The organism is Peribacillus sp. P4_B1 (assembly GCF_056402395.1).
In genome coordinates, this window is record NZ_JBFUHM010000067.1 from 1 (window position 1) to 17,435 (window position 17,435).

The following is a 17,435-nucleotide window of genomic DNA, read 5'->3' on the forward strand; positions in this document are numbered from 1 at the left end:
CAATTGTCATGATAACGCTTGTATAGAAAGTTTCTTCTCGCATTTAAAAACAGAGAAGTTATATTTGGTATGTCCAAAAACAGCAGAGGAAGCTTATGTAGCTATTCAGGAGTATATAGACTTCTACAATACGGATCGCTTCCAGGAAAAATTTAACGGCCTTTCCCCGATTGAATATCGAGAAAAGGCCGCAGCTTGAAATACTCTTTTTTTATTGTCTACTTGACAGGGTTATGTGCAGATCAGGTCTTCTTTTTGTTGACATTCACTTCCCCTGCAAGAGGATGCCGGGATGAAAAAAACACGGAGTGGGGCGAATCCACTCCATGTTTTCGTAATGATTAATTTTTCATCTTAAAATAGAAAGGTATCAAGTGAGTATGGTCCAGCTCCGGTTATCGCAACGCCAATCGCCACTGCAAGAATGGCAAGATTATATTCATAACCGTTTTGAGTTGCCCAGTAGCCATTGGCTCCATGGACTTTAACGATCGCAACGAGCATTGTAAGCGCAATTAATATACCTGCAAAGGGTGTAAGGAGACCTAAAGCAAATAAAGCTCCTCCAATAAACTCTGAAAGACCAGCAAATAGTGCCATCGTAACTCCTGGCTTCATCCCGATCGAATCAAACCAGCCTCCTGTGCCTTTCAAGCCATGACCGCCAAACCATCCAAACAATTTTTGAGCTCCATGTCCAACAAACGATAACCCGATTACTACACGTATAACTAATAAACCTATACCAATCATTTATGATGCCTCCTGAAATTTTATTTTGATTAAAGATATCTTTAATTCGAGATTTGATTTTAAAAAAACATAGGTTTTTATCTCGAGTTAAAATATCTTTAATTAAAGATAATGTAATTTGAGTGTTTTGTCAACATAATTTTAATTTACATTTGAATGATTGCTGTGGGGAAAAGGGAACGAGGTTTCTATATTAAAGGGAGATGTGATTTAAGTAATTACTCGTGATTTTCACACTTTTACTCGTGATAAGTACATAGAATTCAATTTTATTTACGAGGGCGCCGACCTGAAAGTACAATTAAGGAATTATTTAAGAACACAGGCCGCTCATTACTTAAGATGTTTAAATAAGGCTGTTTTCACATACTTTGTTGCTATTTACCAGGTAGTGAGTTGTAGTTGATTTCCCCTCCAGATGCTCGCTTTCCTTGGTGCGGGCGGTGGCCTCCTCGGCGTAAACGCCTGTGGGGTCTCACCTGTCCCGCTGCTCCCGCAGGAGTCTCGCACTTCCGCTCCAATCGACCTAAATAGTTTCGTTTTAAAAACAACAATCTTTACGAAAAGAGCCTTAAATAATGAACATTTGCAATATGATTGGTTTCCCTTATATTAAAGGGTGGAACTAAGGTAGGAAGTCTTTTGACTATTAATCCGGTTGGTGCTTCCATCTTAGCTGGATTTCCTATTGTTCCTGTTGTGACAAACTAGAACCGACACACGATGTTAATGTTGAAATGTGCATCCTTTTTAATGCAAAAACAGGCAGTGCGCCCGTAGCGTTTGCCTGTTTTTTATATAGAAAGAAAAGTTTATTCTTATGTATTCGAATGGAGAAAGAATCGAAAAAGGAGAGATTGACCGGTAAAATAAATCATATAATAACATGGGTGGTTATCAATGGGAGATGAACGGGATTAAAAACCTGTACCAGTTTTATAAAAAAGTTCATTATATTTATTTAATAATTGATCAAGTTGCTGGCTATATTCAACGGCAACATGGGAGTTTAAACCATCTTTAGCGACAATCTTGATAAGTTCATTTCTCTTTAATTCAATCTGTTCGAGAAATTCATTCTTTTTAGCCATTATATTTCCTTTCTGGCCCCAACATTTTTTCATGGTACCCTTTATTTATGTGTTCTGTTGTAAAATTTGTATGAATATAACAATTATATCGGCTCGGACTAATGAATTCAAATAAGTTAACTTAATGAAAATTAAGCAGTGGCCCCCTTCTCCTTTAAATGTTTGGCATTTAGTTGTCATTAAATATTCACAGTTCCATAAATGTATTTTTTTATCTTATTTGTTACAATGTTTATAGGTTGACATACATAGGAGTGAGCTCATTTGAATGATATTAATATGTTTTTAGCTTTTGGGGCGGGCTTCTTGAGTTTTATTTCGCCATGCTGCTTACCGCTCTATCCAGCCTTTTTATCTTATATCACTGGTATGAGTGTTGGTGAAATCAAATCCGAGAACGCCATGCTCCAAAGTAGAAGTATGCTGCATACTCTATTCTTCCTTCTTGGATTTTCTCTAGTTTTTATTGCAATTGGTTTTAGTACGACCTTTTTAGGTTCTTTTTTCTCGGAATACAAAGAACTGATTCGTCAGATTGGTGCGATCCTGATTATTATTTTTGGATTATTCATTGTAGGAATCTTTCAGCCGAAATCTTTGATGAAGGATAGTCGTTTTGAATTTAAAAACCGACCTGGCGGATATATAGGTTCGATTCTTATCGGACTTGCTTTTGCGGCTGGATGGACGCCTTGTGCTGGCCCACTATTGGGTGCTGTCATCTCTTTGGGTGCGACTAACTCTAGCGCTGCCATGAGTTATATGACTGCCTATATATTAGGCTTTGCCATCCCGTTTTTCATATTATCCTTCTTTGTTGGAAAATTGAAATGGATCAAAAAGTACAGCCAATACATCATGAAGATTGGCGGATATTTAATGATTGTAATGGGTGTGATTTTGTTTTTTAATTGGATGACCAAAATAATAGCAGTCCTGTCTAGACTATTCGGTGGCTTTACGGGGTTTTAGTCCATAATAAGTTATTTTTTCAAAATTATTCTAATGGGAGTTTCCTTGATTAGGTTTTATTGTGCTGGTCGAAATTTGATTCGAACTGGTGACGATGGATATTACCATGCCAATCATGAAGAAATTAAGAAGAAAATTTGGGCTGCAAAGGATATAATTATATGCTCGATGGGTCAGCAGAAAAATGGTTGTTGTAGCTTGGGCGAAAGATTTTTATCGTCAAGCCTTTTGTCGAGAGCAGGGTATTAAATGCCATCAATAGGTCGCTAAATTAAAAACACGCTCCTTGTTTATCTCAAATAGGTAATATATACTTTGTTTATTCATTGAAGTCATATATAATTTTTAATGGTACTTACCTATTTTTAATTAAAAGGGATGGTTTGATGATATATATATCAACAGGTATAGCGATTGTGATGGCTATGGGTGTTTTCATGTTACGGATGAAGGAAACGAAAAAACCAGTGAACGAAAAGAAAATCATCTTACCGCCGGTGTTTATGAGTACGGGTGCTTTGATGTTTATTTTTCCAATGTTCCGGGTCACTCGATATGAATTATTGGAGGCTCTTGTTGCAGGGATGTTGTTTTCCATCCTATTAATTAAAACATCCAAATTCGAAGTTAGAGATGAAAAAATTTATATCCTGCGCTCTAAAGCGTTTATATTCATATTGATTGGTCTCATGGTGATACGGCTGGTGGCGAAACTGATGCTGGGAAGCACGATTGAAGTCGGCGTCTTGAGTGGTATGTTTTTCTTACTTGCATTTGCTATGATCGTTCCATGGAGAATTGCCATGCTATATCAATACAAAAAAGTCAAAGCTGCCAGTTTAAGTGGAAGTAATATGGTGTGATACATGTAAAATAGGATCAAAGGGATAATCCAGGAAACCTGAGTCGATATCATAATGACTCAGGTTTTTTGAGCTTTTCGAGGCTGAATCATTGGCGCAGGAAGAACCCTAGTGATAACATGGCTTTAACCACATTTAAAGGAGATGTTGATAAAATGGTAGATGAGGTCATTTTAAATGATGTTCCACTGCATGTTACTGATTTTCTTACTGAAAATGTAAAGGATTCTGAAGGAAGAGAAATCAGAAAAGTCAGTTTTAATTTCAAGGTTACAAATAGTGAATATCATGATATTACAACACTGCTTTATCAAATGGTATTTGATTTAAAGATTCCTCAGTCAAACGAGGAATTTCGAGCAGAGATCTTTAACTATGCGACTTCGGTCACGAATCTATATGAAGAAAATGCCGTAGGGGATTTTTCACTGGTCTTGCTGGAAGTGAACGATCCGGAATGATTACATTGCCAGTCTTGTAAAGATATGGGTTACTGTCTATAATAATAGTGACGATCATTCTATACATATGAGGTGGTACTTTGCTTAGTGGATGGTTTTTATGGTTTATTCTATTTTGGGTAGCCCTTTTAATTATTTTGATGAGCATAGGTGGCTTTTTCATGTTTCGAAAGTTCCTGAAAAGATTCCCCAAAGAAGACGGGAAATCCGATATGGATTGGGAAGAATACTATTTGGACCAAACAAAGCACTTATGGTCAAATCAACAAAAGGAATTACTCGAAGATTTAGTGAGCCCTGTACCGGAACTTTTTCGTGATGTTGCACGCCATAAAATTGCGGGGAAAATCGGAGAGTTGGCGTTAAAGGAAAAAGTGGGCGATATTACGGAAGATCTAGTGATACGCGGCTATATCATTGCCACACCAAAACGTGACCATAAATTTTTGCAAAAAAAATTAGCTGAAAGAAAAGTGAATATGGGTCCATATGAACACTTATTCAGCTAATGATGAAAAGGGCAGACTCTTTTGAGTTTGCCTTTTTTTATTCTGAATAATTGAAAAGAATGGGACAGTGTGGTAATAATTAGAACGTTTGTACCCAAGCCATGCTATTCTTTAAATTTTTGATATAATAATAGTAAGTAAAAGTGAGGACGGAGTGAAACTATGAAATTTATCCATACGGCTGATTGGCATTTAGGGAAAATCGTACACGGGGTACATATGACGGGTGACCAAAGGCATGCCCTTTTGCAATTCATAGAAATTGTTGAAGAAGAAAAACCTGATGCGGTTGTGATTGCCGGTGATCTTTATGATCGTTCGGTTCCGCCGACTGAAGCTGTGGAGCTTCTTGATGAAATCCTTTATACGATTAATGTGAAAATGAATACACCAATCGTTGCAATATCGGGAAACCATGATTCTGCGGAAAGGCTTGCATTTGGTTCATCATGGTATCGTCATAGTCAGTTATACATTCATGGGAAATTGACAAAAACATTTGAGCCGGTTCGCATTAAGGGAGTGAATTTTTATTGTGTTCCATATGCAGAACCTGGAACGGTTCGCCATCTTTTTGAAGATGAAAGTATCCATTCCCATCAAGAAGCGATGAAGCGGATAACCGGAATGATTGCAGAGACTTTCAATAAGGATGAACCGAATGTCTTCGTAGGACATGCTTTTGTATTAGGCGGAAAAACGAGCGATTCAGAGCGAGTTTTGTCAGTAGGTGGTTCCGGATGTGTTTCATCAGACTTATTCGATGCGTTCGATTATACGGCACTTGGACATTTACATAGTCCTGACGCGATACGTCATCCAAAGGTGTTTTACTCTGGATCACTATTAAAATACTCTTTTTCTGAGGCCAAGCAAAATAAGTCGCTTTCCATTGTCGATATGCAAGAAGATGGTAGCTTCGATATACGCTATCGATCTTTGGCGCCCAAGCTGGATATGAGGGAAATATCCGGAACGATGGAAGAGTTACTAGATTCCGCTTTTTATCAATTGCAAAAAAAGGATGACTACTTGAAAATAACATTAAATGACGAGGGGTCACTCATCGATCCGATTAATCGTTTGCGCCAGATTTACCCGAATGTACTTCATCTGGAACGAAAATGGGATTTGACCGACCTTAGAAGAAAAAAATCCTTCTCTTCTGTAAAAGATGAACGGAAATCAGAATTGGACTTGTTCGAAACGTTTTATCAAGAAATGACAGATCGGGACTTTGATTCTCAAAAGCAAGATTTGATGGTTTCGGTAATTGAAGCCGTGAAGAAAGAGGAGGCTTTGAAATGAGACCCCATATTTTAACGATGCAGGCATTCGGACCATATGCAGGGAGGGAAACCATCGATTTTAATTCCCTTGGAGAACGGACCATGTTTGTCATCTCTGGAAAGACAGGCGCAGGGAAAACAACGATATTTGATGGGATCAGTTTTGCGATTTATGGAAAAGCCAGTGGTGAAGACCGAAGCGGGCAAGATTTACGGAGTCAGTTTGCTGAAGATGATGTGATGACGGAAGTCTCGCTGCAATTTACCCTGCGTGGGAAAACGTATTGGGTGACCCGGTCACCGCAGCAGGAACGAAAGAAAAAAGCAGGAGAAGGAACGACAACGGTTGGAGCAAAGGCTGAATTATATGAGATATTGGCTGAAGGAAAAAAATTGCTTGGTGCGAATGTGCGTGAGGTTGAGGAAAAAATCAAATTACTCATTGGACTTGATGCCAATCAATTCCGGCAAATCCTGATGATTCCACAAAATGAATTCCGAAAACTGTTAACTTCCGACAGCAAAGATAAAGAACAGATTCTCCAAAAATTATTTCATACTGAACTTTATAAACGAATCGAAGAAAAATTAAAAGAAGAGGCTACCATCCTTAGAAAGCAAAGTGAAAAAAGCGCTCAGAGGAGAATTGAATTAATGAAAGGCATCCAGCCTGGTAATCATGTAGAATTGCAGGCACAATTGGAAGCGGAGGTGCCTAACGAACAGCTGATCTTACCACTGTTACAGGAAGTCATTTTGGCAGCGGCAGAAAAAAATGAGGATGTAAATAAACAAATACAGGAAAAGCAAAAAGCTCGTGATCAAGTAAATCAAGAACTTTCAAAAGCTGTCGATTTATTAAATCGATTTTCGGAAAAAGAAAAACTTCGAAAAGAAAAAGAGGCCCTTGAAGAAAAGCTGCCAGAAATGGAACTAGTGAAAGTCCAAATGAAAATGGCACACAAAGCGGCATCACTTGAAAAGCAGGAACAATACTATTTGCGAATTGGCAAACAAGTGCAAGATGCGAATGCCGAACTTCAAAAGTTAAGCGAGCAGTCCGAGAAGTTACGAACTGAGCGCATTGAGAAGCAGGATTGCTATGATAAGGAAATGTTGAAGGAAAATGAAAGAGAGCAGGCAGTCCGAGCTGTTCATCAGCTTGAGCAGGTAAAAGAGGCTGTCATGACTTTTGCAAGCTTAAAAGCACAGGTTACCTTAGATGAAAAAGAGTGGCAAACTTGTAAACGACTTCGTGAAAAAACTGTTTCGGAACATCTGTCGGTCGAAGTGGAAGCTGAGAAAGTCGCTCAAGAAAAAACAGAAGCGGAAAAAGCGGCTGTTCTTTATCGTGATCAGGAAATTGAAGCAGAAAGAAATCATTCAGCTTTATCGAAAATTAAAAAGCTTCAAGAAGTTCTTTATGATATCCAGAATACGAAACGAGTGCTGGATGAAAAGAATAATCGGTTCCAGGAGTTACAAAGAATACAAATTCAGGAGAAGGAAAAACTGGAAACCCTGAACCGAAACTGGCGATCAGGCCAAGCGGGTATGCTTGCTTCCATGCTGCACTCTGGAGAAAATTGTCCTGTGTGCGGTTCACAAAGTCATCCAAAACCAGCACAGATGCATGAGCATATGCCGACGGATTTGGAGATGAAAGAGCAAGAAAACAAGCTGAAAACGGCGGAACAACAAAAAAGCCAAGCCGAAAGTGAATATTATCAGGCGAAATCCAAATATGACGCATTGTTGGAGTCTTCACAAGAGAAGCTAAGTGACTTACAAAATGACATGCCGGAGTTTAGGAATGAAGATATTAATGAGCATTTGCTGCAGTTTGTACAAAAAGGAAAAGTGCTGCAAGAACAGCTAAAAGAATTGATGCGGAAAAAGTCAGTATTAAATGATCTGGAAAAAAGGTTGCTGGATTTAAAAGAGAAAGCATCCGAGCTAAAGGAAAATCTGATTTCTTTAGAGAGAAAAGAGGACCAAGGGAAAACCAGGTATATTGAAAACTCGACAAAACTGACAGGATTAACCGATTCCCTGCCAGACGGAATACGGACAGAGGAAGAATATAATGTAGCTTATCTAATGGCTGTAAATACGCAGAAACGCTTACAATCGGCCTTGGAAAATGCACAAAAAAACCTTCAAATGGTGAAGGAAAGAGAATCGGCCATCAGTGCAAAAAAAGAATCCCTAAGTGGAAATATCGAGGCTTTAAATACAGAATTGAAAGAGGAGCGGGAAAAGTTAATTGCGGATATGACCAATCAAGGTTTTTCCAATTATAAAGAATATACGGCAGCAAAAATATCGGAAGCTGCTCTTGGAAATTTGGAGGATCAAGTTCAGCAGTATAATCAAAATTGGCAAAGTGTTTTAAGTCTGTTTCATGATTTGGAAATGAAATTAAAAGATGTGACCAAACCGGATCTTGAAGGATTGAAAAAGACATTCGATTTCATAGATGCAGAATTGGAGTCGTTACGCCAAAAACAAAATGAGTTTCAGGCTGAAAAACGGACTAACGAAGAAATCGAAAGGAAATTGGCGCAAATTAGGGAAGAACAGAAAAGTTTGGATGAAAGGTACAGTATCGTCGGTCATCTGTCTGAGATTTCCAAAGGTCAAAACTCCTTTAAAATAACTTTTGAACGTTATGTACTGGCAGCCTTTTTAGATGATATCTTAAAAGAAGCCAATTCAAGGCTGCTGAAAATGACAAGCGGAAGATATCAGTTATTGCGAAAGCTTGATCCTACACGAAGGAATATCCAGAGCGGTCTGGAGTTATCTGTGTATGATCAATATACAGGACAAGAGAGGCATGTCAAAACCCTTTCGGGAGGAGAGAGCTTTAAGGCTTCCCTTGCACTTGCCTTGGGTCTTGCGGATGTTGTCCAGCAGAATGCTGGCGGAATTTCACTTGAAACGATGTTCATCGATGAAGGTTTCGGTACGCTCGACCCTGAATCTCTTGATCATGCAATTGAAGCATTAATGGATATACAAAGCACCGGGAGATTGGTCGGGATAATATCCCATGTCCCGGAATTGAAAGAAAGAATCGATGCCCAGCTTCAAGTCATTTCGACACAAAAAGGAAGTCGGACGTCCTTTTATTTTGCTGGTTAATCAAGAAAAAAGAATGGCTAAGGGGGAAGTGGTCCCTAGGCCATTCTTTTTATTTTTATGAACGAACTACTCAATGTTAATATCTTCAGCTGTTTTTCCGGGGGAAAACTTATGGATGCGAATCACCAAAATCGGATTCGAGAATTCAGCGGTAATTCTGCGTGAGCAAATCGAAAAGGGGAAAGGGATTTTTCTCTGTGTGGGTATTGTATCCGCTTTTTTTTCAAGTAATGGCTTATGAGTATCATCAACGATGATCGATAGCTCATTATCACGTAAACAAACTTTAATATCTTTCACATCATGATTTTCCAAAACCGCTTCCACCATATACTCATCGTCACTTTCGTATATATCAATTGAAAAAAGTTGATGATCCAACGCACAAGTTTCCGGGTCCAGAAAAAACTTTTTTACCCATTCATCAAACTTTTCAACCTCATTCATTTGCAATCCATGTTGATTGTCTTGCATGTTGATACCCCCGGTTTTCCTTTGTTGTATTATATGTTGAATTATGAATGTGGTGATTGATAAAGTGAAAATGGATGATGGAAAGATACAGGAAAACGTGGTTCAAAAAATGCAGGAATATCAATGTATAAAAAGTATCCAACGATTTTTAGAAAAGTAACCAAAGCACAGGAACGAGGGCTGTGTGTGTATTAACGGGAATCATAAAGTAGAAGGAAGCTAACAGTGATGACAAAATTCTAAATGAGTTGGTCATCTCTTTATTTACATGATCATTTTGATCTATAACGTGTCACCTCCATCTTAATATTCAAAATTAGGCTTTACTGCTGTCGAAATGAACAAGCTCCATCCTTGTTAGTACAGTTATAAATATCATAAGGAATGTAATTTTTAAATAACTCACCGCCGCCTCGTATTGGAATCTTAATGAAGAAAATACGCCCTCTTATCACTTCCCGATATAGTGGAAATTGCTGTTGTTGCTGTAAAGGCACCATAACCCAAAAAGACGCTCTTTAAAGCGCCCGATTGCTTGCATTTATTGATTGAAAGAGATCACGATATTTGTAGATTAGCTTTTCATAGGATGTCGACTTCTTACTCTTTTTCTTCTGATTGGTCAAAATAGAAAACCTTACTTTAGGGTGAAAAAGGTGGAGGGGGGCGCTATTAATCGATCAAAGAAGTGTGGAAACAATTTCTCAATTGCTGCTTCTCCTCCTTTTAATAAAACATGAGGATGGTAGCTTATGGCACTCTTTTGCCTAGCGGCTTTTTCCGTCCATCTTTCACCTGCTTCCAAGATGATTAATTCTCGAAAAGTATGTGATAGGGCTTGGCAGCTGTTTCCCTGCGATGCTTCCTCCGATAATTATTGCTTTCTCCAATATGATTCGTCCCCCAATCCCGCTGCAAGTATTCGTGTTCTCTCGATAAAACTACTTTCCTTATAGGTGAACATCAAATGAAGTCCCATCCACCAATAATTCGTGAGACTCACCATCTGCTATATCGTCGGTAGTGAATGAAAAGGACTTGAGCCCGTCGATTTTTTCTTCGGAATCGACTAATAAGCCAATTGTGCCTTTTCTTGTTTCTCCTGGTTGGTAATCTAATCGACTTACTTTTTTTGTCCCCATAAAAGTATCCCCGGAGTGGATGAAATTTTTAGAAGGCACATCATATGAAAGGTCATCATTGAAAGTAACATGTTCCATGCTGAAGAACTGCAGTTCCTTGGGACCTTTATTTTCCACAGAATAAGTTATTTCAAGATAAGTTACCTCTTTGCCAATATCCGTTTTAGACCAGGCAGACTGCTGATCGATTTCCTCCATGGTTAAATTCTCTTTATAGTATATCGAATAGGCTTCTTCAAAACTCAATCCCGTATAGGATTTGAGCTCCTCCTTTACTTCATCTGTGAGTGAAGAAAATTGAATCATGCGGATATCCTTGATTGTGATGGCCATTGGAGCCAATTCAAATGACTCATTTATAGACTTCGTTTCTAGTAATGTGAGTGTTCCCCAATCTTTTTGGCGGACCTTATCGCCGACTCTTTCAAGATGGGTCCCGCCATATTCCTGTACCTCAGGAATTTTGGACTCCTTGGCTTCTGCATTTTTCCGTTTTTCGGTCTTATTATCGCTGCCGAAATAATTGAAGGCTATAACACTTGAAAAAATAAGCAATAATCCAGCAATTATTGAAATGGTCCATCTTTTACGAATATTTCATCACTCCTTAAACTATCGATGCCATAAACTATAATATACCTTTTTTTCGCAAATGAAGGAAGAGTACCCATCTTGTTGCCGAAAATCGACACAGTTTGAGTTTGMATAAAAAATTAACTGCATTCATGTTGCAATATAATTATTTCTCTTTTTATTAAGGCATTGTTCTTTAATTAGACTACTAGGGCGTTATATCTTTTTATCAAAAGCGAAAACAATGTAAAAAGGAGAGAAAAACCAACAAGGGGCTTTTTGAGATATGTAGGGGACATAACGGGCCATCCTCTTAGCGGAAGCAACAGTCTTCATGAGCAACGGCTTTATTAATCTATGCGTAAACTTGCCGATCAGGAACTATTCTTCTTGTGCCGTCAGCGATTTTAGGCGTTTTTTTTGGAGGAATCCGGATTCCAGGGCATCTGACGACAAGATGGTCTCGCGCAACATAATCTGGTGGGAAAAAAGAAAAAAGCCTTGGCAATTCACCTGGGGTACCATGGTCTTTCTGCCTTGATCTCTCCATCACCATCCTTTGGTGTGTTTTCGCGAGATTTCTCAGCTATAGTACAAGCGATTTTATATTAAAGTCATATCATATTACAAGGGAAAATCCTAAGAAACTGAGGACATGCTAGGTAATGGATCAATGGATGATGAAAATGGCTTAGGAACGAACAAATAGAAAGGTCTTTACTACCTGGATTTAATTTTTGCTTTAGTTTCCAATATAAACAGCCAGAACTAAATCTTTTGTTTAGGCTCTTTTCGTAAAGATTGTTGTTTTTAAAACGAAACTATTTAAGGTTGATTAGAGCGAAGTGCGAGACTCCTGCGGGAGCAGCGGGACAGGTGAGACCCCACAGGCGTTCTCACCGCCCGCCCCGCGGCAAGCGAGCATCTGGATGGGAAATCAACCACTCACTACCTGGTAAAAAACAGCCTTTGTTTATTATTGATTCTTCTATGTACTTGTTTTTTCATCTATCTGGAAATCCATCTCACTAGTCACAAATTTTTAAAAAAAGGAGACGCATATGGAATGTGGCCAATTAACAATGGTAAGGAAAGGATACATCAGCCGAATAAAAGTAAACTACTGTCCCAGCAAGAGATAAAAGCCATTGAGTCTTGGATATCTCAAATGTGGACATACCAGTTTTATAAAACCGCAAGACAAATAGTGTCTACTGCTAGTAAAACGCTAAAAATCAAGCATAAAATGATTGGGTATGGTTTAAACCGAGTTGTCTATGATTTAAATAATGGCTATATATTAAAAATTGCATTATCAGAAGTAGGCTTAATAAGCAATGCAAATGAGGCCTATATATATAATAACTGTAATAAGGAAGTCAAAAAGTATCTATGTCCGGTTAAAGAGTATGGGCTGGGCTGGATTATCATGAAGAAGGTGGACACGAAAGTGTCAATCATGGAATATGCGAAACTGATCAAGTTGGAATTGAAATTCCTGAGGTACGGTATCATTCCAATAGATTTGCGTTTAGATAATGTCGGATTTAATGAGAATAATGAAATGGTTGTCATTGATTACGGTCTATTCACCATGGATCTCATAAGTCCTTTTCTGCGAAGGTTAGTTTATCCAAGGGCAAATGATAGATAAATAATGGCTGCAAATGGCAGTATTTTTTGAGAATCCCAATGTGAATAATAAAAATTTCATTTACAAATTTAACCTATTTGAACCATTTCACCGCGAGCATATTAATGGGTATTAAATTAAACAAATTATAATATATTTAGGTAAAGACCTCGCTAGAATATTTAAATTGAAGTTTTCACAAGGAAGTGGTGGTCTTTAGATTTTGGGTAATAATCTTAAAAAGCTACACGAATTTGCTTACTTATCTTCACCAATAACAAAGTTGGGTGCTCCACATGTAGCGGTTAGTTCTGCAAGTAAAGGTTCTGACAAGTGTTGTTTAATTACATTTGGATAGATTGTAATTTCACCTGGTAGAGAAACACAGGTATTTCGGAAAAGGGTAYGCCAACACCTAAAATACTAGCTAAAACCATGCTAGTAAAACCATCAATTATTGAAAAAAGTCGTTACTCTTTAAAGTCATGTCAAGACAAGGAATTTCCTATAATCAAGCATACAAAACCACCTTAATCAAGTATTCATCTGAAAGGTGGTTTTGTTATGCCATTCTTAACCATTTTTCACTTAATGACCTATGTTTTCTAAATAAGGGAGTTCATTTTAAACTATAGCTAAATTGAATTTTCTTAGGTTCCATACAGTGAAAATGGAAAAAGTTGACTTATCAAGTTGTACCAACAAATGCCCGCTTGAATTCCGGTCGAGCGATTCGTGCCGATACAAACAAGCACTAAAGGGTCTTGCTATCATTCGTCTCTTATTTTAAAGCTAATAAACTTCTGTTCCATCATCTCATTCATCGCATATTTGACGCCTTCTCGACCAACACCGCTGTCCTTCCAGCCGCCATAAGGCATATTATCAATCCGATAAGTTGGGATATCATTGATGACGACTCCACCTGTTTCCAAGCGTTCTGCCGCATAGAAAGCACGTTCTATACTTGGTGTCATCACTCCTGAGTTCAATCCGTAACGTGAATCGTTTGCATCCTTGATGGCATCATCCAGCGTTTCGAATGGGAAAATACAGACGATTGGACCAAATACTTCGAAACGAAATACCTTTGAATCACGATTTACATTGGTTAAGACGGTAGGCACTAGTACATTGCCTTCCACTGTACCGCCGCACTCGATTTTTGCTCCTTCCTGTACTGCCTCGTCTATCCAACTTTGTAACCGTTCCAATTCTTTTTTTGAAATGACCGCTGTAATATTTGTATTTTCCTCCAAGGGGGAACCGATGACAAGCTGTTTTGTTGCACTGACGAATCGATCTAAAAATTGTTGGTACAGTGATTTGTGGACATAAATTCTTTGGATCGAGATACACACCTGCCCATTATTCGTAAATGAACCCATCACACTTCGTTGAATAATTTTATCGATGTCAACTCCTTCATCAATGATGAAAGGCGAATTGGATCCGAGTTCAAGGGTAAGCTTGCGGAAGCCTGCCTGCTGCTGGATAAGGTGTCCGACCTCTACACTGCCTGTGAAAGTCACTTTTTTTACATGTGGATGGGTCGTCAATGCTTCACTTAAAACATCTCCCTTACCCGGAATGATGTTCAAAACTCCCTCCGGCAGCCCTGCTTCTTGAAAGATATCGGCAAGAACCAGTGCACTCAAAGGGGTTTGTTCGGCAGGTTTTAACACGATCGAATTACCAGCCGCAATAGCTGGACCAACTTTATGGGCGACAAGATTAAATGGAAAGTTAAATGGGGTAATCGCCGTTACGACGCCAATAGGGGTATGAATTGTAAAGCCAAAACGGTTTACCCCACCCACTGCTGCATCCATCGGAATTTGTTCCCCATAATTGTTCTTTGCCGCTTCTGCAGCAAAACGATAGGTCTGAACCGTACGATTCATTTCCTCACGAGCATTTCGAATCGTTTTCGCCGCCTCTAGAGAAATGATTTTCGCAAGTTCTTCACTGCGTTCTTCCATGATTGCTGCAGCTTTCATTAAAATTTCGGCTCGAGCATGCGCCGGGAAGGATCGGTATTTCTGAAAAGCGGCATTTGCCTCAACTATTGCTTCAATGGCATCCGCAGGCTCAGCCTGTCCGATTTGTGCAATTTCTTCATTTGAATGGGGATTAAATAACGGCTCATACGATTTAGCTTCCCGCCATTTACCACCGATCCACAATTGCCACTTTTTCTTCATCTGACATTCCTCCAATACTACATGTTTTATAATTTACAAATATAATCACCCAGTGTTTTCGAGAGCTTTACATTTTCCGAATAATCGACATCCACATCAATCAAGACAATTTCCTGACTCGAAATCGCTTCTTCTAATGCATGAAGCAATTCATCGGAATGGGTTACTTTCACTCCTTTAACACCAAAACTTTTTGCGAAGCTTAAAAAGTCTGGGTCGGTAAATTCAATCGCATTCGTACGATCAAATTTATTCAATTGCTTCCACTCAATTAGGCCGTATTTTGAATCATGGAAAATGACTATCACGAAGGCAAGGCCCAGACGTTTTGCAGTTGCCAATTCAACCCCATTCATTAGAAATCCACCATCCCCTGTAACCGCAATGACAGGTTTATCAGGTTTTGCCAGTTTTGCCGCAATCGCACCGGGAATGGCAATCCCCATCGATGCAAAGCCATTAGAAATGATAGTGTGATTAGGCTTTTCCGGTTGATACATCCGGGCCATCCATAATTTATGTGCACCCACATCAGAAATGACAATGGCATTTCCCTTTTCCGCCTTTTTCAAATCAGCGATAATCCGCTGAGGGATGATAGGGCTTCCTGATACATCATCTGAAGAATGGAATTTTTCAATAATTTGAGACCTTAATCTTTTCACTTCTGGCCAAAGCTCTTTTTTTACTACATCAGTGGTCAATGCTTCAAGTGACTCTGTTACGTTCCCGACCAATTCAGCTTGAACGGGGTAATAAGCATCAACCTCAGCCGGTCGAGCATCAATATGAATAATCTGATTCATTGCCTCATCGTTCCAATACTTTGGCAAATATTCGACGAAATCATAGCCGACGGTGATAATAAGATCGGCCAAATCAAACCCGCATAGAACATAATCCCTTGCTTGCATCCCAACTGTAAAAAGGGTCAACGGATGGTTAGAAGGTAAAACTCCTTTGGCCATGAACGAATTCACAACAGGAATTTGTTTCTCTTCAGCAAATTTACGTAAGGACTCCGTAGCTCCATCGCGGATTACGCCATTACCAGCTAGAATAATAGGCTTTTTAGCGCGATTTATTAATTCTACAGCTTTTTTGATTTCTTCTTCGGCCGGATTGGATCTAGGGATTGGTGTAACCGGAAGTGGTTCACCTTCTGTATCCATCATTGCCACATCTTCCGGGAGCTCGATATGAACAGCACCCGGCTTTTCAATGACTGCAGTCTTAAATGCTTTACGGATAATTTCCGGAATCGTATGAGGCACCTTAATTTGTTGATTCCATTTCGTTACTTCCTTAAAGACTCCAATAATGTCCACATATTGATGCGACTCCTTATGAATTCGATCAAGCCCCGCCTGACCAGTAATCGCAACAACAGGGGAATAATCCAAATAAGCACTTCCTATCCCTGTTAATAAATTGGTTGCACCCGGTCCCAATGTACTCAAACAAACGCCAGGCTTTCCAGTTAGCCGCCCATAGATGTCTGCCATAAATGCTGCAGCTTGTTCATGGTGGACTAAGATAAATTTAATATCAGAGCTTATTAGAGAATCAACAAGATCCGTATTTTCCTCACCAGGTATCCCGAAAATATACTGAACACCTTCATTCTCTAAACATCTTATAAACAAATCAGATGCCTTCATACTATTCCCTCCTCGACCATTGATTTCTTCCCTATATGTTGGCTTTGCCTACATGAAATTATGTAATTGAGTATTAAAAATCTTTTCAATAATATTCGCTCCATTGTATAAAGAGATTCAAGTTAGAGTAAATTAAACAAAATAAAATCATTACTAGGAGGGGTAAAATGGATATCGCAAGTCGTTTAATTATCATTTCATTTATTACTATTGCACTTGTTGTAATAGCACTTGTCATTTTTCTAGTCTATTTATTAATATTAGACCGAAATCAGAAGCATCACGCTATACTACGGAATTATCCAGTACTAGGGAGGGTCCGCTATTTTTTAGAAAAAATCGGACCGGAATTTCGGCAATATTTATTTAACGAGGATACTGAAGGGAAGCCATTTTCAAGAGATGATTATGAACATATTGTAAAAAGCTCAAAATATATGCGGGATGTAATCGGGTTTGGTTCAAAACGTGATTTTGATGAAGAAGGCCTTTTTGTTCGGAATGCTATGTTCCCCAAATTAACCGAAGAAGAAAAATTCGATAGAGAAACAAAGGTGATAACTAAAAGATATATCTTATTGAGAGATCCGCTTCTTATGCAGCGAAAGGAAAAATGGGAGGATGAGGAATCGTCTGCTTACTTATTACATGACCATGATGCCG

The 17,435-nt window shown here is 38.7% G+C and carries 16 protein-coding genes and 2 pseudogenes; 10 read left to right on the plus strand and 8 right to left on the minus strand.

Annotation, left to right across the window (positions count from 1 at the left end; translation table 11 throughout):
- Positions 1–199 (plus strand): IS3 family transposase (locus AC1DVK_RS23910; protein ID WP_477627544.1); only part of this gene is annotated, 199 nt, incomplete at its 5' end.
- Positions 200–354: 155 nt separating this feature from the next.
- Here the strand turns inward: AC1DVK_RS23910 and AC1DVK_RS23915 are convergent.
- Both AC1DVK_RS23915 and AC1DVK_RS23920 read right to left on the minus strand, forming a co-directional pair.
- Positions 355–753 (minus strand): DoxX family protein, encoded by a 399-nt coding sequence (locus AC1DVK_RS23915; protein WP_089363242.1) that lies wholly within the window; start codon positions 751–753, stop codon positions 355–357.
- Positions 754–1,670: 917 nt separating this feature from the next.
- Positions 1,671–1,844 (minus strand): aspartyl-phosphate phosphatase Spo0E family protein, encoded by a 174-nt coding sequence (locus tag AC1DVK_RS23920; RefSeq protein WP_076368851.1) that lies wholly within the window; start codon positions 1,842–1,844, stop codon positions 1,671–1,673.
- 264 nt (positions 1,845–2,108) lie between these two features.
- Here AC1DVK_RS23920 and AC1DVK_RS23925 point away from each other — a divergent pair, with 264 nt between their 5' ends.
- The 6 genes from AC1DVK_RS23925 (at position 2,109) to AC1DVK_RS23950 (ending at position 9,085) form a co-directional block, all read left to right on the plus strand.
- Positions 2,109–2,816: a cytochrome c biogenesis protein CcdA gene (locus AC1DVK_RS23925; protein ID WP_089363243.1), complete on the plus strand. Its 708-nt coding sequence runs from the start codon at positions 2,109–2,111 to the stop codon at positions 2,814–2,816.
- A 386-nt stretch (positions 2,817–3,202) separates the two neighbouring features.
- A complete protein-coding gene (locus AC1DVK_RS23930) occupies positions 3,203–3,679 on the plus strand; it encodes a CcdC family protein (protein WP_089363244.1) in 477 nt (158 codons plus the stop codon).
- Between the two features lie 155 nt (positions 3,680–3,834).
- Entirely contained in the window at positions 3,835–4,140 is a 306-nt protein-coding gene (locus AC1DVK_RS23935; RefSeq protein WP_061462734.1) for a DUF3219 family protein, read from the plus strand.
- Between the two features lie 80 nt (positions 4,141–4,220).
- Positions 4,221–4,649, plus strand: coding sequence for a DUF2621 domain-containing protein (locus AC1DVK_RS23940; RefSeq protein WP_410862366.1), 429 nt, complete (start codon positions 4,221–4,223; stop codon positions 4,647–4,649).
- 162 nt (positions 4,650–4,811) lie between these two features.
- On the plus strand, positions 4,812–5,957 hold the full coding sequence (locus AC1DVK_RS23945; protein ID WP_477627545.1) for an exonuclease SbcCD subunit D: 1,146 nt from the start codon (positions 4,812–4,814) through the stop codon (positions 5,955–5,957).
- Positions 5,954–9,085: an AAA family ATPase gene (locus AC1DVK_RS23950; RefSeq protein ID WP_477627546.1), complete on the plus strand. Its 3,132-nt coding sequence runs from the start codon at positions 5,954–5,956 to the stop codon at positions 9,083–9,085. The genes AC1DVK_RS23945 and AC1DVK_RS23950 overlap by 4 nt, the downstream gene beginning before the upstream one ends.
- A 66-nt stretch (positions 9,086–9,151) precedes the next feature.
- On the opposite strand, the gene AC1DVK_RS23955 is transcribed toward AC1DVK_RS23950, so the two are convergent.
- From AC1DVK_RS23955 to AC1DVK_RS23965, 3 genes and pseudogenes are all read right to left on the minus strand, one after another.
- Complete coding sequence (locus tag AC1DVK_RS23955; protein ID WP_089363248.1) at positions 9,152–9,559, minus strand: Hsp20 family protein; 408 nt, start codon at positions 9,557–9,559, stop codon at positions 9,152–9,154.
- Positions 9,560–10,229: 670 nt separating this feature from the next.
- Positions 10,230–10,452, minus strand: a pseudogene (locus AC1DVK_RS23960) (glutamate synthase); the annotation flags it as partial.
- Positions 10,453–10,509: 57 nt separating this feature from the next.
- Positions 10,510–11,256 (minus strand): hypothetical protein, encoded by a 747-nt coding sequence (locus AC1DVK_RS23965; RefSeq protein WP_289337727.1) that lies wholly within the window; start codon positions 11,254–11,256, stop codon positions 10,510–10,512.
- Between the two features lie 822 nt (positions 11,257–12,078).
- Here AC1DVK_RS23965 and AC1DVK_RS23970 point away from each other — a divergent pair.
- A complete protein-coding gene (locus tag AC1DVK_RS23970; protein ID WP_477627547.1) occupies positions 12,079–12,306 on the plus strand; it encodes a hypothetical protein in 228 nt (75 codons plus the stop codon).
- Positions 12,307–12,340: 34 nt separating this feature from the next.
- Positions 12,341–12,928, plus strand: coding sequence for a hypothetical protein (locus tag AC1DVK_RS23975; RefSeq protein ID WP_477627548.1), 588 nt, complete (start codon positions 12,341–12,343; stop codon positions 12,926–12,928).
- Positions 12,929–13,251: 323 nt separating this feature from the next.
- On the opposite strand, the gene AC1DVK_RS23980 is transcribed toward AC1DVK_RS23975, so the two are convergent.
- The 3 genes from AC1DVK_RS23980 to AC1DVK_RS23990 form a co-directional block, all read right to left on the minus strand.
- Entirely contained in the window at positions 13,252–13,365 is a 114-nt protein-coding gene (locus tag AC1DVK_RS23980) for a DUF554 family protein (protein ID WP_477627549.1), read from the minus strand.
- A 312-nt stretch (positions 13,366–13,677) separates the two neighbouring features.
- Positions 13,678–15,111: an aldehyde dehydrogenase family protein gene (locus tag AC1DVK_RS23985; RefSeq protein WP_089363251.1), complete on the minus strand. Its 1,434-nt coding sequence runs from the start codon at positions 15,109–15,111 to the stop codon at positions 13,678–13,680.
- Positions 15,112–15,137: 26 nt separating this feature from the next.
- Positions 15,138–16,772, minus strand: coding sequence for an acetolactate synthase large subunit (locus AC1DVK_RS23990; protein ID WP_410862375.1), 1,635 nt, complete (start codon positions 16,770–16,772; stop codon positions 15,138–15,140).
- Between the two features lie 167 nt (positions 16,773–16,939).
- On the opposite strand from AC1DVK_RS23990, the pseudogene AC1DVK_RS23995 reads away from it, so the two are divergent.
- A pseudogene (locus AC1DVK_RS23995) lies at positions 16,940–17,435 on the plus strand (FMN-binding glutamate synthase family protein); the annotation flags it as partial.

Coding starts and splice junctions, on each gene's coding strand:
- AC1DVK_RS23915 (WP_089363242.1), bottom strand. CDS start 753: ATGATTGGTATAGGTTTATTAGTTATACGTGTAGTAATCGGGTTATCG.
- AC1DVK_RS23920 (WP_076368851.1), bottom strand. CDS start 1,844: ATGGCTAAAAAGAATGAATTTCTCGAACAGATTGAATTAAAGAGAAAT.
- AC1DVK_RS23930 (WP_089363244.1), top strand. CDS start 3,203: ATGATATATATATCAACAGGTATAGCGATTGTGATGGCTATGGGTGTT.
- AC1DVK_RS23935 (WP_061462734.1), top strand. CDS start 3,835: ATGGTAGATGAGGTCATTTTAAATGATGTTCCACTGCATGTTACTGAT.
- AC1DVK_RS23945 (WP_477627545.1), top strand. CDS start 4,812: ATGAAATTTATCCATACGGCTGATTGGCATTTAGGGAAAATCGTACAC.
- AC1DVK_RS23950 (WP_477627546.1), top strand. CDS start 5,954: ATGAGACCCCATATTTTAACGATGCAGGCATTCGGACCATATGCAGGG.
- AC1DVK_RS23955 (WP_089363248.1), bottom strand. CDS start 9,559: ATGCAAGACAATCAACATGGATTGCAAATGAATGAGGTTGAAAAGTTT.
- AC1DVK_RS23975 (WP_477627548.1), top strand. CDS start 12,341: ATGTGGCCAATTAACAATGGTAAGGAAAGGATACATCAGCCGAATAAA.
- AC1DVK_RS23985 (WP_089363251.1), bottom strand. CDS start 15,111: ATGAAGAAAAAGTGGCAATTGTGGATCGGTGGTAAATGGCGGGAAGCT.
- AC1DVK_RS23990 (WP_410862375.1), bottom strand. CDS start 16,772: ATGAAGGCATCTGATTTGTTTATAAGATGTTTAGAGAATGAAGGTGTT.